At 45.5% G+C, this 13,853-nt stretch carries 16 protein-coding genes and 2 pseudogenes; 9 read left to right on the top strand and 9 right to left on the bottom strand.

What is annotated here, in order from left to right; genetic code table 11:
- A pseudogene (locus B3N33_RS05040) lies at positions 1-229 on the top strand (anion transporter); the annotation flags it as partial.
- Between the two features lie 1,305 nt (positions 230-1,534).
- On the opposite strand, the gene B3N33_RS05035 reads toward B3N33_RS05040, so the two are convergent.
- The gene (locus B3N33_RS05035) at positions 1,535-2,065 is read right to left on the bottom strand and encodes a class I SAM-dependent methyltransferase (protein WP_214059786.1); all 531 of its coding nucleotides are present in this window, start codon (positions 2,063-2,065) and stop codon (positions 1,535-1,537) included.
- 21 nt (positions 2,066-2,086) lie between these two features.
- Positions 2,087-2,461, bottom strand: a complete 375-nt coding sequence (locus tag B3N33_RS05030; RefSeq protein WP_214059787.1) for a hypothetical protein — start codon at positions 2,459-2,461, stop codon at positions 2,087-2,089.
- Positions 2,462-2,743: 282 nt separating this feature from the next.
- On the opposite strand from B3N33_RS05030, the gene B3N33_RS05025 reads away from it, so the two are divergent.
- From B3N33_RS05025 to B3N33_RS05000, 6 genes and pseudogenes are all read left to right on the top strand, one after another.
- Complete coding sequence (locus tag B3N33_RS05025; RefSeq protein WP_214059788.1) at positions 2,744-3,016, top strand: hypothetical protein; 273 nt, start codon at positions 2,744-2,746, stop codon at positions 3,014-3,016.
- Positions 3,013-3,489 carry a hypothetical protein gene (locus B3N33_RS05020; RefSeq protein ID WP_292587886.1) on the top strand — a complete coding sequence of 159 codons (477 nt, stop codon included), beginning with the start codon at positions 3,013-3,015 and terminating at the stop codon, positions 3,487-3,489. Before B3N33_RS05025 ends, B3N33_RS05020 begins: the two co-directional genes overlap by 4 nt.
- A gap of 239 nt (positions 3,490-3,728) precedes the next feature.
- A pseudogene (locus B3N33_RS12945) lies at positions 3,729-4,317 on the top strand (GNAT family N-acetyltransferase).
- Between the two features lie 301 nt (positions 4,318-4,618).
- On the top strand, positions 4,619-4,831 hold the full coding sequence (locus tag B3N33_RS05010; RefSeq protein ID WP_214059969.1) for a hypothetical protein: 213 nt from the start codon (positions 4,619-4,621) through the stop codon (positions 4,829-4,831).
- 256 nt (positions 4,832-5,087) lie between these two features.
- On the top strand, positions 5,088-5,387 hold the full coding sequence (locus B3N33_RS05005; RefSeq protein WP_292587882.1) for a hypothetical protein: 300 nt from the start codon (positions 5,088-5,090) through the stop codon (positions 5,385-5,387).
- 6 nt (positions 5,388-5,393) lie between these two features.
- On the top strand, positions 5,394-5,570 hold the full coding sequence (locus B3N33_RS05000) for a hypothetical protein (protein WP_292587880.1): 177 nt from the start codon (positions 5,394-5,396) through the stop codon (positions 5,568-5,570).
- 815 nt (positions 5,571-6,385) lie between these two features.
- On the opposite strand, the gene B3N33_RS04995 is transcribed toward B3N33_RS05000, so the two are convergent.
- The 3 genes from B3N33_RS04995 to B3N33_RS04985 all read right to left on the bottom strand — a co-directional run bounded on the left by B3N33_RS04995 (position 6,386) and on the right by B3N33_RS04985 (position 7,573).
- Positions 6,386-6,571 carry a transcription initiation factor TFIIIB gene (locus B3N33_RS04995; RefSeq protein ID WP_292587877.1) on the bottom strand — a complete coding sequence of 62 codons (186 nt, stop codon included), beginning with the start codon at positions 6,569-6,571 and terminating at the stop codon, positions 6,386-6,388.
- Between the two features lie 151 nt (positions 6,572-6,722).
- Positions 6,723-7,220, bottom strand: a complete 498-nt coding sequence (locus B3N33_RS04990; protein ID WP_292587875.1) for a hypothetical protein — start codon at positions 7,218-7,220, stop codon at positions 6,723-6,725.
- 134 nt (positions 7,221-7,354) lie between these two features.
- Positions 7,355-7,573, bottom strand: a complete 219-nt coding sequence (locus B3N33_RS04985; RefSeq protein WP_214059971.1) for a hypothetical protein — start codon at positions 7,571-7,573, stop codon at positions 7,355-7,357.
- Positions 7,574-8,279: 706 nt separating this feature from the next.
- Here B3N33_RS04985 and B3N33_RS04980 point away from each other — a divergent pair.
- Both B3N33_RS04980 and B3N33_RS04975 read left to right on the top strand, forming a co-directional pair.
- The gene (locus B3N33_RS04980) at positions 8,280-8,729 is read left to right on the top strand and encodes a DUF6305 family protein (RefSeq protein ID WP_292592359.1); all 450 of its coding nucleotides are present in this window, start codon (positions 8,280-8,282) and stop codon (positions 8,727-8,729) included.
- A 346-nt stretch (positions 8,730-9,075) separates the two neighbouring features.
- Complete coding sequence (locus B3N33_RS04975) at positions 9,076-9,537, top strand: hypothetical protein (RefSeq protein WP_214059973.1); 462 nt, start codon at positions 9,076-9,078, stop codon at positions 9,535-9,537.
- A gap of 103 nt (positions 9,538-9,640) precedes the next feature.
- Here the strand turns inward: B3N33_RS04975 and B3N33_RS04970 are convergent, their stop codons facing one another.
- The 4 genes from B3N33_RS04970 to B3N33_RS04955 form a co-directional block, all read right to left on the bottom strand.
- The gene (locus B3N33_RS04970) at positions 9,641-11,560 is read right to left on the bottom strand and encodes a bifunctional 2',3'-cyclic-nucleotide 2'-phosphodiesterase/3'-nucleotidase (protein WP_292592357.1); all 1,920 of its coding nucleotides are present in this window, start codon (positions 11,558-11,560) and stop codon (positions 9,641-9,643) included.
- Positions 11,561-11,734: 174 nt separating this feature from the next.
- Positions 11,735-12,304, bottom strand: coding sequence for a GNAT family N-acetyltransferase (locus B3N33_RS04965; RefSeq protein ID WP_292587869.1), 570 nt, complete (start codon positions 12,302-12,304; stop codon positions 11,735-11,737).
- Positions 12,271-12,660 (bottom strand): hypothetical protein, encoded by a 390-nt coding sequence (locus B3N33_RS04960; protein WP_292587866.1) that lies wholly within the window; start codon positions 12,658-12,660, stop codon positions 12,271-12,273. Before B3N33_RS04960 ends, B3N33_RS04965 begins: the two co-directional genes overlap by 34 nt.
- A 111-nt stretch (positions 12,661-12,771) precedes the next feature.
- The coding region (locus B3N33_RS04955; RefSeq protein WP_292592355.1) for a glycerol dehydrogenase at positions 12,772-13,853 on the bottom strand (1,082 nt) is incomplete at its 5' end.

The raw sequence follows: 13,853 nt of genomic DNA, 5'->3' as shown, positions 1-13,853 counted from the left end.
CTTTTCCTCGTTTACCGAGAGCAACAAAGGACTTCTTCTGGGCGTGAACATTGGAGGTAGCGGCACTATCATAGCCTCTCTGGCTAATCTGATTGCTTATAGAATCTACGTGAAAGATTGGGGCAGAAACCTCAGATACCCCGCAGTATTCACGATTTCGAGTTCCATAACACTTTTCCTAAGCCTCATTTTCGGCTATCTAAGTCTCAAACTTGTTGGGTTTCAATAGCCTGCAATTGAGAGTTCGGTCACATTATAGTCAAGACTGTTTGGGCTCATCTGCTTTGTATAAAGAAGACGACCGGTTTTTCGATCGTAAACGTTTTGATTGGCGTACGTTCCGTTTGTCTGTTGAAGCATNNATAACTTCAGTTCCATCTTGAAGCTTGCCAATGTAGCTCACACTGGTTACAACATTCGTGATGGGATCTCGATCGATGTCCTGTACCTTTGTGAGCGAATTAAGGGCTTGAGCAGAAAGCCATATCGGACCGTTCAACTGAGCCACACCGGTTACGGTATGAAATTCCCCCGGAAGGGTTCCGTACTGCATGATTGTCATTTTTACGTAATCCCAGGAAAGCGAGGATGTTACCGGAGTTATCGTAACCTGAGTCTGTGCGGGAGTGGTATATGAGCCGGGTATGTTGATCGTGTAAGTTCCTGAATATGACGTGGTCGTCAATTTCCAGGAGGGCCTTTGAGAGTTGAACCAGGGGAGCTCAACATATCTAGCAGAAAGAAACTCCATTATGTTTTGATGTATATCTGTCCCCGATTGAGCTTGAGTCAGAAGATAAAGAAGAATACCTGAGGCTCGGTCATAAGTATAGACGTGTTTAGCATTTATTCCTCTCGATTCAATCCTGACGGCCTGCACCGTCTGCCCGCCGTATTGAATAGGCATCTCCGCAGCAGTCGTATTATCGCTGTTGAATTTCGACAAGTCGTTGAAAACCGCTGGATTTAACCACAAGTCGGAAACACCCGGTTTCTCTATAGTTCCAAATGAAAGACTGGGATAATAGCCGCCCCTCATCTCCATAAAATAAGTTTGTAAGAGCGCTAAGGATCCTTCTTCCAATGCCACAACATCCATCTGATAGAGGCCTACGCCGGAACCGCCGGTATCCGACAACCCTCCCCCGGGTTTCATCACGGCAGTGCTTACCCTGTAGCTGAGCCTAAGTCCGGGAGCCATCCATTCAAGGGGACTATCCGAGTATTCGGGAAAGATAGCTAGCCAGACGCTATTAGCAAAAACCAAGGAAAACGCAAAAAACGCAACGAATAGTATGCTTGTGATTTTTCTGGTCATTCGACCCACCTCCTGCTTATTAGATTGTACAGCAGTAAAGGTTCGAAAAGCGACAGAGAAGAAGGCAGGAGATAGTAGGGAGACCCGCGGAAGAGTCTTCAACAATTCGTTTGCAACAGCCGATTTCGAGCGACCAGAACTCGCCTAAGAGAAGCCAAGATTCGATACTATGGTCACCTAATGCTTTTAACAGTCGACTTATCGAGCAAGAGTGGATTACTTCGCAATGACAGTGGTAAATTCAATTGTTGTAGAAGTTATCGGAAGCATATCCGGTCTTATGCCAAGAATTCCCGACTGCGGTGTCGGTTCGGCTCTTGCCCGAACGGAGTTTTCAACCCTCGAGTTCCAGCCAGCCTCTTCAAGGCCCCTTACGAATTCTTTCGAGACGTGAAGGCCTCTGTCACTCACATGAGCGAGGTTTGGATCACCGTCTTCAAAGAAGATGCAAAGCGCTATCAGCTTTTTCGAGACACTTCTTACCTCTTTGAAGACTTTCTTGGAATCTTGCATGTTTTGAAACCCTACGGCACTTACGATGACATCTATTGAGTCATCTTTGAGCGGGAGATTTGCTGCATAAGCAATGATTTGAACAACTCTCTCTCCCCAGCCTCTGTAACGCAAGTACTGGAGAAGCCCGAAGCTGCTCGAAGGACTAATATCGACAGCCAAGTATTCTTTTTCGGTAGAAGACAGTAGTTCTTCAAGCAGTCCGCCCATTCCGGTTGCCAGATCGAGGACCAAGCCCTGTTCATTCTTGATCAGTTAAACGGTACGATTGAGGCTCTCGGTCATCGCTTGGTTGTATTCTTCTGTGTAAAGGACCTCTCTCGACGGTCGGAGAAGTCTCTGGAAGTCGTCAAATTCTCCTCGATACCAGAGAGCGGTAGCCTTTATCAATCTGTCAGCCGGAGAAAGCTCATCCTCAGAAGGCTCAAAGAAACGCCTTTCAAGCTCCTCCTGACCGTTCATAAAACCCTTTCCGACCAACACCCATTGATCCTCACCCGACAGAAGGAAATCCAATACTTCCATTCGTTTTCGAAATCTCCGATAACAGGAGGTGCATTCAAAAGCATCTTCATTACTTATGATAGAAGAACCACACCCGGGGCACTGCAGAAGCCTCTTGATGTTCATCTTGGCACCTCCTTGGTGGCAAATAGAAGAGGTTATTTGTGTCTTCATTATAATGTTGAAAAGCCAGAAGAGTCAGAAAGGCTCTCTCAAAAGCTCAAAAAAACCTCTTCAATAGTCATGCTTGATTATTCGGTTAGAAGTTGACAGCTCTGTCTGACTGAGGCAAATAAACGAGACAGTAAATCCTATAATTGTTTGCACGGAATCGATTAGCTATGAAAACTCTGTTCGTCATATGTAATGATTTTACCCAAATGGAGGTGGGGAAACGAAAGCCAGAATATGATTGGCGGTAATCTTTGTGTTTCTGATACCCAGAAGTTTTCTAGGTGCCTGATCCACGAGGAAAAAGACATAGTATTCTATGCTGGAACGAAGATCGGGATTATAAGAATAACACCAGAAGCTACGGAGCTCTTCTCTACTACACAGAACACAGCGCTTTCCATATGGAACAACAACCTCTATGACTATTACAATGAATATTCACTTGTTGATGGAAAGGTAGTCAATCGTTTTTCTTCTACACGAATACATGCAGTTGGATTTGGATGAAAAAGATTGACAACGAGAGAGATACCATGACTTTCTATGATATGAAAAGAAAATCTGCAGGCGAGTTTGGTTTGCTTTACGATACGGATAACCTGCTTCAGAATACGTACGGTATTTTCCTCGACGAAAGAACGTTTGTTCTCTCGACAAACGGACAGGATACGGTTCTTAAATACCTAATGGAAACGGGCGAAATTCTGCCAATTGCCAGATCTGAATACGGAAAGCTCAGCTCCATATACTTTGATCAGGGAGAAAATGAGTACTATATTGCCTTTGCCGAAGAGTTGCCGTCCAACTTAACAGGACTTGTACTGGTAGGAAAAACCATATACTTTACTGCAAACTTTGGAAACGGGCTTTTCAGTTACGGCATAGACGGTGGCAAGCGACACTTCTTACGCCTCTCAATTATCCCACCTCACTGGTTGCAATCTCGTGGTAACAAATCCGTCTCAAAGGTTGTTGCATAATCGAATAGAGAAGTGTTCCGAAAACGGGGAGATGGATCGTTCCTGCTCGAAAAACCCAACTACTCGATTGTGGCTGACCGCTTTAACTCTTTTGAATCCCATTTGGCTGTAAGGTCTGTTTTAGAAGGAAATACAATCGGTCGCGTATATTCGAATGATTTCACAAATCCAAATCTGGCAGTCATATGGCCTCTCACAAATGTTCTATAAGCAGCAGGTGATTACTCAAATTACTTGAGCTGTCCGAATTTCTACAGAAGGAAATCATCCCCGGCTTCAAGAAATGGGGTACTCCAGGTCTGATAATCAGTTTTGATCAATCTTCAGAGTGCAAATACGAGCTCGCTAATCTCTTGGGAGACAAAGTAGATGAGATGCCTAGGAGATATTATAATTCCGTGAAGCTGAGGGAGAGAAAACGGCCACCTACCGGTTTTGAGATCATGACTGTGAAAACAGCGCTGGAGGACAGATCGCTCAAAGGGCAGACCGGCTGGTTCAATGCCTTCTGGCCGGATACTTGCTCCTTTCTGCGCTCAGGAATAGGATACTGCGTGGTGAAGAACAACCAGATAGTCGCTTGGTGTATCACGATATACTCTGGAGAGCGTGGAAATTGGGGCTAGAGACCCAGGGGATTTTCGGGGGCTCGGTCTCGGCTCTCTTACGTCAGCGCTCTGCGTAAGAGATTGCGTTGATAAAGGGCTCAGGCCCGAATGGCACTGCAGAGAGAGCAACTCAGCCTCAATTGGGGTAGCAGAGAAGATAGGATTCTCGGATCCTGTACATTACAAGAGTCTCTTCCTGAATTTGACAAAGGGCTTATAGTATCTATACCCGGTTAGTTTTCCAAGTCGGCCATAAAAGGACCAGTATCTTGACTTACCCTGGCAATTGAACTTCAGCTTAGGCATTGATTCGTTAAGTCTTAAAGAGAACTTATTGACCAACAGAGATGAAGTAGTGAATTGTGATAACATAAACATGAATTTGTGCTAAACTTTATATGAAAGCCACGGGACAATTTCTCACAAGGCCGGATCGTTGAAGCACGGTTCTCATTTAGTAATCACAGCCTTCCACTCTTTCTTCTGGCTCTTTCCGTAACTCGAATAAGGAGGAATGAAATATGTCTTATAAACACTACTATGTTGGTGACAGCGCTATGCACTCTGGGGACTACGAGGTTCACACAAGGGACTGCGTTGAGATGGTGAGGATAAAGTCGAGGACTTACCTTGGCTATTTTGACAACTGTCAGGATGCAGTAAGGAAGGCAAGTGATATCTATCCCAATGTGTGTGGATGCAAGTACTGCTCTCCCGGGTGTCACAGGAGGTAGCCATCGCAACTGCAGGGAAGCAGCAGAGTAATTATGGGTTTGGTTAGTTGAATGAGCAGGTTACGTCAATAACAAGATTGAATGCCTCAAGGGATCTCGTTAAGTTGAGTTTTGGTCTAATTTCACATGCCTGATTTTCCGACTTAATGACTGCGTTATCCTCTTTTCGAGAATGCTACTCATCCTAGAATCGTTTGGATCTTAATTGCTCTTGTGTTCTAAGAGACAATTGTGAACTCTTGGAGGAGAAAGCTATTTGAATGACGAAAGAATGAAGGTCGGAATCGATTTTGCAACTGGGAGAAAACACTTTCAGAGGGTTTTGCGCAGCTACGTCTACAACTGGAAAGAATCTGAACTGGTTGACAGAAAAGAACTAACCCTGAATCTATTTGTTGCGTATGATCTGGACTACAAGAATACAAAGAAGGCAAATTACACCAGGATCAGTTCCAGTGTGAACGAATTACTGTTCTCCAAACACTTCATGGGTCAGAAGGAAGTTGAGGAAGAAAAGAGGGAGCTCATTAAGCGCGGGATTGTCGATTCGGAATAAGCTTCTTTGGTTTTTGGAAAAGGATACGCTTCCCAGAGAAACATCGTTCTTTACACTGCTCTGAAGAATCACATAGATTGCCTTCTCTATCTTGATGATGATGAGTATCCAGTTGCCGTTATGAACAACATGGGTTCCGTTTCGTGGATAGGCCAGCATGTTTTGAAAACGGATTTGAATTAAATTGACCGGGCCGACATCACCTACGGTTATCACTGTGGTTACATTTCGCCGATCCCATTCATAGAGTTTTCGCCAGCGCTACCGGAAGATACGTTCAGACTGTTTATTGAGGCGATAAGTAATGACATAGTTAAGTGGGAGACCCTTAGAAGACTTATAGTACCTGGAGGAGTCTCGTGCGCCGATCCGGACATACTGAACAGTGGTGAAGTCTTTGAAGTTGAAGAGGTAAATCATGCGAAGTTTATCTCAGGATCGAACCTCTGTTTGAATCTTAAGGACCCGAGCAGACTATTTCCCTTCTATAATCCCCCTGGAGCACGAGGCGAAGATACTTTCTTGAGTACCTGCCTGAGTGACAGGAAGGTGCTGAAAGTTCCACGTTACGCCTTTCACAACGCTTTCTCGACATACAACCATGTTTTGATGGGTGTTCTCCCCACAGTCTCAGACCAATAAGAGCCGACTCGAGAGGGATAGTAAGGCGTTTCTACAGGTCCTGTATTGTCCGGATAAGATACAAGCCTCTGCTTCTCTACATAACTAATCGCGATAACTATTCAGAGAAAATCGAAGAGATGAAAATCGACCTTAGGGAAACATTACCTTGCATTTCATCGTACTTTGGTACCGATTCATTCTACAACATTTCCAGAGAGCTGAATAAGTACCATAAGTCCGTTGAGAAACACTACGAACAGTTTGAAAGAGCTAAAGGGGTTTGGTCAAAGATATCTGGTTATCTCCGGGAAGCTTATTAAGGATTGTGAATAGGTATTTGATCTGAAGCTTATATGGAGTTCCCAAAGGAAAAATCAGAACTTCTCGGGTTTTTCTGCATGGAGATCGAAGATATGTCCACATTCTCTGCAGACGCGCACGATTACCTTAGAGCCCATCGAAAGAGGCTTTCCGAAAGGCATTAGCGCTGCATAACCTGACCAGTAACCCTTTCCTATGTCCAGCGAGCCACAGTTTGGGTACTTGTCTGTTCGAATCATCGAATACCTCCAGTAGTCATTTCAAAATTGAAATGATCCAGTATTCCATTAGAACAAATCTAGAACGCTTAAACAATCTTGCGTTGCTGTCAACCGCCAGTTGACTCTAGAGCCATGATGTTACTCAGTTCGCATAAGCATTTCGATTATGTCATGAGCGTCGCATTGTTAGCGCTTGAAAATCATGACCAAAGCGGGGGATAAGCCCTTCATCTTTTTGACGAAATGAAGGCGCGAAAAGAACCACAACTCCTCCTGCAAGCAGGATTGTCCACCCAAGCCAGTGAACTTGCGGTCCGCCGATTATATTCGCTATTTCCTCTCCAGAACTACCGGGAACATTGCTCTGGATAAGCTCTTTAAACTGAGTTCTCAAGGAGTTCTCGTCGGGCAGGTCCTTAATCACGGTAATCAACCTCGCTACTACAACCCCAATCGAAGCAAGCCCGGAAAGAAAGACCATCGATCTCACTTTCACGATTCCCATTATACCTGCAAAGATAGCAATTGCTAGTGTTAGTGCTCCATACAGATCTCCGCCGTTGAAAAAGGTCGCTTCGCTTCCTCCGGGGAAACGTACTATCGGCAGGAACAAACCAGCAATAATCATTGCCGCCCCGATAACTGCGAGAAAGATGCCCTTTTTCACAATCTCCACCTCTTTTCTGATGTCCAACGAGTATTAGACTTTTATCTAGCCTCAGCCAATAATATGGGAATGCCATTCCAAGGTGTTGGATTCTTATCTCATCGGGAGAGCCCTGATTGTGAAAATGTCGGTTATCAGATCGCGACTTCAAGGTTTTCGTTTTCGAATTCGCTCTCCACAAACAGGAACTGCATTACCTTCTCCAGAGGCTGAACATCCTTCGGACTTTCTTCTGGCATCATGTGAACTGAATTCTGAACTACAAGTCTCAGTGGATCAAGGTTACCGAAGTAGAAATCCTTATAGATTCTGCTCCACCAGATCGAGATCTCTGTATAAGAGATTGCTTTCAAAGCCTGTAAAGAACATCTCTACGCAGTCCACGAACTTTCTTTGAATGTCTATTTCTTCAATATATCCGTAGAGTTTCTCACCTGTATTTATCTGAGGGTAGTATATCCGGATTGTGTCTCTGGCCTCATCGAATGTAACTGTAAGTTCCATTTTGACTTTGTTTCGTTCTGTGTGGTGTAGTAATCCGAACTCTTCTCAAGAGCGAAAACTGGTGCCGTCGCAAATAAGGCAAATCCTAACAATACTATCAAACTCTTATATCATATAGACCTCCCAACATCGTTAGATAAATCCGATAAAAGTTGTTCCATTATACAAATTCTCATTTTTCCTAGAGAAGATTAACAAACTCTCTAGAGTGAATGGGCAGAGAATCTTTGGCGAAGACGAACAGTATATAGACCTAGATAGGAGTTGTGTTCTCGTTCAAAAAATGATTAAATTTGATAAAATTGGTCATATTAAGAACTTTGTTTTAGATATCGGAAGGAACAGTTCTTAAGATCGATCTGGTCACAGCTCTTAAATGTTATGGAGGGAAATCTATGAAACCAAAAATATCGGTGCTATTTACAGCCTTACTAGTTGCGTTTCTTATATCACCGCTTTTTGCAGGAAATCTGGAACCTCTAGCAAGAGCCCCGATTATTGCAACGGCGATAGGCGACGGTGCTGCATCAGACGTTCTCGCNNCTAGTCTGTGAAATGCACGGAATTGATTACGAGAACATCCTTCAGTTGAAACCCGAAGACTTCACCGAGAGGCTCGACTCGAAGAACGCGCCCGGAACACTTTTTATTGCCCCTGGTGCCATGGTCGAGGGGGATCTATATACCGTATGCGGCGTTGAGGAAATCGATGTCGGTCAGGAGATCTCCAGAATAGAGGAGCTCGTATCGATAGCGAAAGCGCGAGGAGTTCCTGTTGTAGCCATTCATATTGAAGGTGGCTTCACTTCACCAGACAACGATCCGAGGCAGTCCTTCGACTTGCTTATGCCGAAAGCCGACTACATAATTCTGGTATCACCGGAAGGACCGAGTGAGTATTTCTCCGCGCTCTCGGAGGAAACCGGCGTTCAGCTGATAGTGGTCGACAAAGCTGAAAGAATTATCGATGCTCTTGATCTCTTATTCTCAATGGGTGGATCTTGATGTAACGCTCGAAACATAGTCTCACATAATCAGTCTTTAAATCTCTTTGATAGCTTCGGATAGAATGAGAGTCCTCATGAGTCTTCTTTAAGAATCAAAGATTGAAGTTCCTTCCAGGATTGATGGTTTCTGGGTGTTGAAATATTCAAGTATATTAAGAAACCCTCACTGTTTATTGACTGAACGATAAGGGCTTTCAATTTGCTGAAAGATTATCATTGCAAAATTAGTTCTTGACCACTTTGCATTCTTCTTGAGTCGATCCAGCTCATTGCCCACCTTTTTGCCAGTGATAGAATTGACACGCGGGAGGAAGGAATAATAACCTCGGAAAGGATGGTTATCTATGGATTCTGAAAAGCTTACGGAGCACGAATGGCACAAAAAGCAGGCGATAGAGAACTTCAACCTTACATGGGACCTTATAGACAAGAAAGACAGAACTGCAGAAGATGACCTTCTTATGATACACACCGCTCACGCATCACGCTTTCACTGGGGTGTGGTGGGTACCCCGATTGAATTTGCGAGGGGCGAGTGGCAAGTGTCCAGGGTTTATTCTTTGCTTAACATGGCAGAGTCAGCTTTGTATCATGGTGAGCTTTCGCTGAAATATTGCACCGACAATGCCATAAGTGGTTTCGATCTTGCCTTTGGCTATGAAGCCGTTGCGAGAGCCTACATGATTGCAGGAAAACGTGACCTTATGGATGAGTACATAAAACTGGCAAGAGAAACAGCCGATTTAATCGAGGAAGAGCAGGACAAGAACTACTTTCTTTCGGAGCTGGAAAGCATCTCTCTCTAGTAGAAATTGAAAGCCGGCTGACTGAAAATGATTCCGAACCAAACGCAGCAGAAAGACAAATAAGAAGGGCCCCTTTCGCGGGGCCCTTTATTCAGAAAGCAAGCTAATTGACTTCCTGCAGAGCTGTCTCTTCAAGGTATTCAGCGAGTTCAAACAGGTCTACTTTGTAGACTCCCCATCCTGCCTCATCAACCTCTAAGAAATCTATTCCGCGAATTGCATTCCTCTCAACGTATCCCTGACCTTCTGGAGAAGATCGATAGAGAAGAGGTCCGGCGGTCTCGATGGGAAGAATCTTCCAGTTGTTCGTGGGGGCGGGATCTACTTCGCCAATATATTGTATGTACTTTATTATTGCCTCCCGGTTTATCTCCGTTGTGGCAAGTATAACGTTATCGGCTACATGTGGGAAATTTCCTCCTCCACTCCCTCGGTAGTTGTTTGTCACCACCAGGAACTCCATTGACGCATTAAGCGGATTGCCTTCGAAAACGGCAGAGACCAACCGTTGACCCACGGGTTTAGTAATGTCGTAAACGTATTCTATTCCTTCAATCACATCGAAGTTGTATTCCCTGAAATCGTAGTTGACTATATGTTGCGGCTCTGCAGACGACGGGTCGATCTGATTGAAGTTACTTGCGGCCGCCTCAAGCCAGTCTTTTATCTGTTTGCCGTTAAGTTTTGCCACATATATAGTATTCGGGTAAATGTAGATGTCAGTAATTGAGCCGATCGAGATGTCTCCTTGAACGTGTGTGAAATATGTCGGGCCCTGTCTGCCGGCAATGAATGGAGCAGCAGCGCTGAGAATTGGGAGCCACTCGTATTCGGAACCGGCAAATTCACGCTCCGCCCACCATATTTGAGCTTCGTTTATGATCTGAGTGACAGGATTGTCCATTATTCTTGAGAAGTAAGACGTTATCTCAGTATCGGTCCAGCCGATGGGAGTTCTTACATACTCAATCGTCGCTTCGTGCTTCGGCCAAACGAGTTCAGCCAGAAGCGGATGAGTTTCGACATCGGCGTCAACGGGAACAAGAGCTGCCGAACCATCTAACACTTCCCACTCTCCCGTATTCCAGTCATAGGCGAGGTCGAGACTTATTACACCTAAGTGTGAACCCCAAGAGCCCGGAAGTACAGTAGGAACACCGAAGATTAGGCCCTTGTCGTTATCGATGCTCTCGATGTCTGCGAAATCCCCAGGGAAATGAGAATGTTGGTGACCAAGAATCATTGCGTCAATACCTTCGATCTGAGCGAGATAATAGGCGGCGTTCTCCTGAGCGTCATAACTGGTTATTTCATCTGTGGAGATTCCCGTGTGGGCAACTGCAATTACGAGGTCTGCCTGGTCTCTGAGGATAGGAATGTACTTTTCTGCTTGTTCGACAATACCCTGTGTGAAGACGTTGCCTTCAAGATGACGTCTTCCCCAGCTCATAATCTGAGGTGGCGTGAAGCCGATCACACCGATCTTGATCGGGATTCCATCGACTTCTCTCTCGAGAATTACGTATGGGTCGGTCAAGAATCCCTTGGGATCATCTGCAAGCCTTATGTTTGCTGATACCCAGGGAAAAATCGAATTGCTTTTCGCGCGTTCAAAGAATTCCAGGCCAAAGTCAGTAACATCGTGATTTCCGACGGAGACTGCATCGTAACCTATGTAGTTGTAGGCACGGACGATGGTCTGGAAGTCGAATCCCTTAAGAGGATTCACATCGGCCTCGTAATCTCCGACAAGGCTTCCCTGAATGAAGTCGCCTGTGTCGAAGAGCAGAGTGTTTGCGTTTTCGTCTCTCACTTTTTCGATGAGCGTGAAAACCTTTGCAAGACCTATACTTTCATTTGGCTTGTCCCCCATGTAGTCGTAGGGCATAATGTATTGATGCATGTCTGTTGTACCCATTATGACAAGGGTATGGACAGTCTTGCCAGCAGCGGAAAACAACGCACTCGAAAAAGCTACCAGAATCAGCAGAACCAGTGACAGAACCTTTCTTCTATCAGGCATCTAACCACTCCTCCTTCACTATACTGGTTGCTTTCTACTATGTGAGTTAATGCAGCAACCGTTTTGGATTATTATTATACAACCAGACCTGACTGTAGGCAAAGAAGTACATTACCTGTTCCAAAGTCCTCTAGAATATTGGCAGGAAATACAGAGTATTGCAGTGGAGAAGTCTTATAACACTTTCAACCAGGGTACGTTTAAGTCACAGATCGTCGAGACTGCCGAGTCATAAAGTGCATTTGCAGCCTCTGAATATCCCCCAACAAATTCTCTCACCGCACCCATTCTCTTTAACCTGCGGAGTCCTTCTGTTAACATTGCCTTTCCCAGACCTCTCTTGTGGTACTCAGGCACAACCCCAACCGGCTCATAATATCCGGTTCTGGTGACGTCATCATACCATATCGTGCAGAAGCCGGCTATCTCGCCGCCGGGAGCAACTGCGACAATATCTAGATCTCTCCTGTACAGGGGTTGCTTCTGGATATTGAGATACCATTCCCAGCCCTCGTAATCTTCGTCCGGCTCGTCAGGATGAAAGGCCCTCCAGGAGGCCCAGCTTCTGGAAGGTAGTTCTTCTGCATTTCCAAGAGAACGGATTTCGAAACCTTTTGAGATCGAGACCTCTGCAATTTGACCTTTCAAGTCTCGTCGATGCTGATGTTCTGGCCAATCTCCTCGCGAATAACCTCTTCTCTTCAAAATCTCTATCCTTCTTCTGTCCTGAGAATTGGCGAACACCCAGAGCCTCTTGACTCCGTCATTCTCGCTAAAAAGGTGCTTCTCCGAGACTTCAAGCATCTCTTCTTCCAGCTCTTCGCAGTCAAAAACGGATGTACCTGAGAATGGACCTCGCCGAACCCCTCGCAGTTGACGGCCGCTACAATCTTCTTGTTGCCGTCTTCCCAGAATATATTATGCCCATTCAGTGAATAGACTTTCAAACAGTTTTTCATCACATGCCAACGCCAGTAGTAGAGTCTAGCAACATGCCAGGAGTACTCGCGCAGTCCATTGTTCGTAAAAACCTTCCTCAGGAACTCTCTCAGCTTCCAGTAATCCTCTTCACTCTCATATCTCCGCATTCTGTTCTCCATTTTCGCCTCTCCACCACAGCAATTTCCAACGTCAATTCTACTATTTCATAGTTAAAGCCGGGCTGATTTATCGGCCCGGCGACTTTGGCTTAATGAGATGTAAACTTGTCTCTATTCCTGCAAGCGGTACTTCCCATACGCGTCCGCTGCCTTGAGAGCAGAGAATACTGTTTCGGGCCTTACCTCAACCAGTTCGTTATGAATCGTCTCGCCTTCTGCGGAGGAAGTCTCCGCGACTTTCATCAGCTGTTCGTATGTAGCGTTCCCCAGCCCGATACCTTCAAGCGTTGTTGGAAGTCCGACTGTTTCACAGAAGTAGAACACTTCATCGATTACAGCGGGATCCTTTTCAGTAAGGAACAGCGACGCAAGCGTTCCGAAGGCTACTTTTTCTCCGTGGAAGAACTCGTGAGTCTCTTGCAAGATGGTGAGTCCATTGTGAATCGCGTGAGCCGCGGCAAGTCCTCCACTTTCGAATCCAAGGCCGCTCAGCAGAGTATTGGCCTCGATGACTTTCTCGAGAGCCGAAGTTACCACCTGTGCCTGGCAGGCGTTCTTTGCCTGCTCTCCATACTTCAATAGAGTTTCGTAGCAAAGTCTTGCAAGGGAGTAAGCCGTCATCGAACCAGGATTACCCGTCATGTTCTTGGCGTTTCCGATCTCGCAAGATCTTGCTTCAAACCAGGTTGCAAGAGCATCGCCCATTCCAGAAACAAGAAACCTTGCGGGTGCGGAAGCGATAACCTTGGAATCTACCAGAACAAGATCGGGGTTTTTCGGGAGGAAGAGATATCTCTTGAACTCTCCTTCAGGTGTATATATTACAGATAGCGCGCTGCAAGGCGCATCTGTTGAAGCAATGGTTGGAACAACGGCCACGGGAATCTTAAGGTTGTGAGCAACAGCCTTGGCTGTGTCCAGTGTCTTTCCTCCTCCAATTCCGACAAGCACGTCGGCCTTGCTTGTGGCTTTGTCGGAAAGCCGATCGATCTCTTCGTCGGAACACTCTTCGCTGAATTCAATAATCTCGGCAGAGACTTCTTCAAGCAATGAATCCTTGATAGAAGGAATTATGTTCTCGTACACGAACGGATCGGTTATAATAAAGGCGTTTTCACCGAATCTTTTCAGTTCCTTTCCCAGAGAATTCAGCGCATCGGCTCCCTGAACGTATCTCCCAGGGAAGATCGTAG

The sequence above is a fragment of the Mesotoga sp. UBA5825 genome, assembly GCF_002432955.1.
Classification (GTDB): Bacteria; Thermotogota; Thermotogae; order Petrotogales; family Kosmotogaceae; genus Mesotoga.
This window is presented reverse-complemented; position numbering and strand designations above follow the sequence as displayed.

Coding starts and splice junctions, on each gene's coding strand:
- B3N33_RS05025 (WP_214059788.1), top strand. CDS start 2,744: ATGATTGGCGGTAATCTTTGTGTTTCTGATACCCAGAAGTTTTCTAGG.
- B3N33_RS04975 (WP_214059973.1), top strand. CDS start 9,076: ATGGATTCTGAAAAGCTTACGGAGCACGAATGGCACAAAAAGCAGGCG.
- B3N33_RS05020 (WP_292587886.1), top strand. CDS start 3,013: ATGAAAAAGATTGACAACGAGAGAGATACCATGACTTTCTATGATATG.
- B3N33_RS05010 (WP_214059969.1), top strand. CDS start 4,619: ATGTCTTATAAACACTACTATGTTGGTGACAGCGCTATGCACTCTGGG.
- B3N33_RS04960 (WP_292587866.1), bottom strand. CDS start 12,660: ATGGAGAACAGAATGCGGAGATATGAGAGTGAAGAGGATTACTGGAAG.
- B3N33_RS04970 (WP_292592357.1), bottom strand. CDS start 11,560: ATGCCTGATAGAAGAAAGGTTCTGTCACTGGTTCTGCTGATTCTGGTA.
- B3N33_RS05030 (WP_214059787.1), bottom strand. CDS start 2,461: ATGAACATCAAGAGGCTTCTGCAGTGCCCCGGGTGTGGTTCTTCTATC.
- B3N33_RS04980 (WP_292592359.1), top strand. CDS start 8,280: ATGCACGGAATTGATTACGAGAACATCCTTCAGTTGAAACCCGAAGAC.
- B3N33_RS04995 (WP_292587877.1), bottom strand. CDS start 6,571: ATGATTCGAACAGACAAGTACCCAAACTGTGGCTCGCTGGACATAGGA.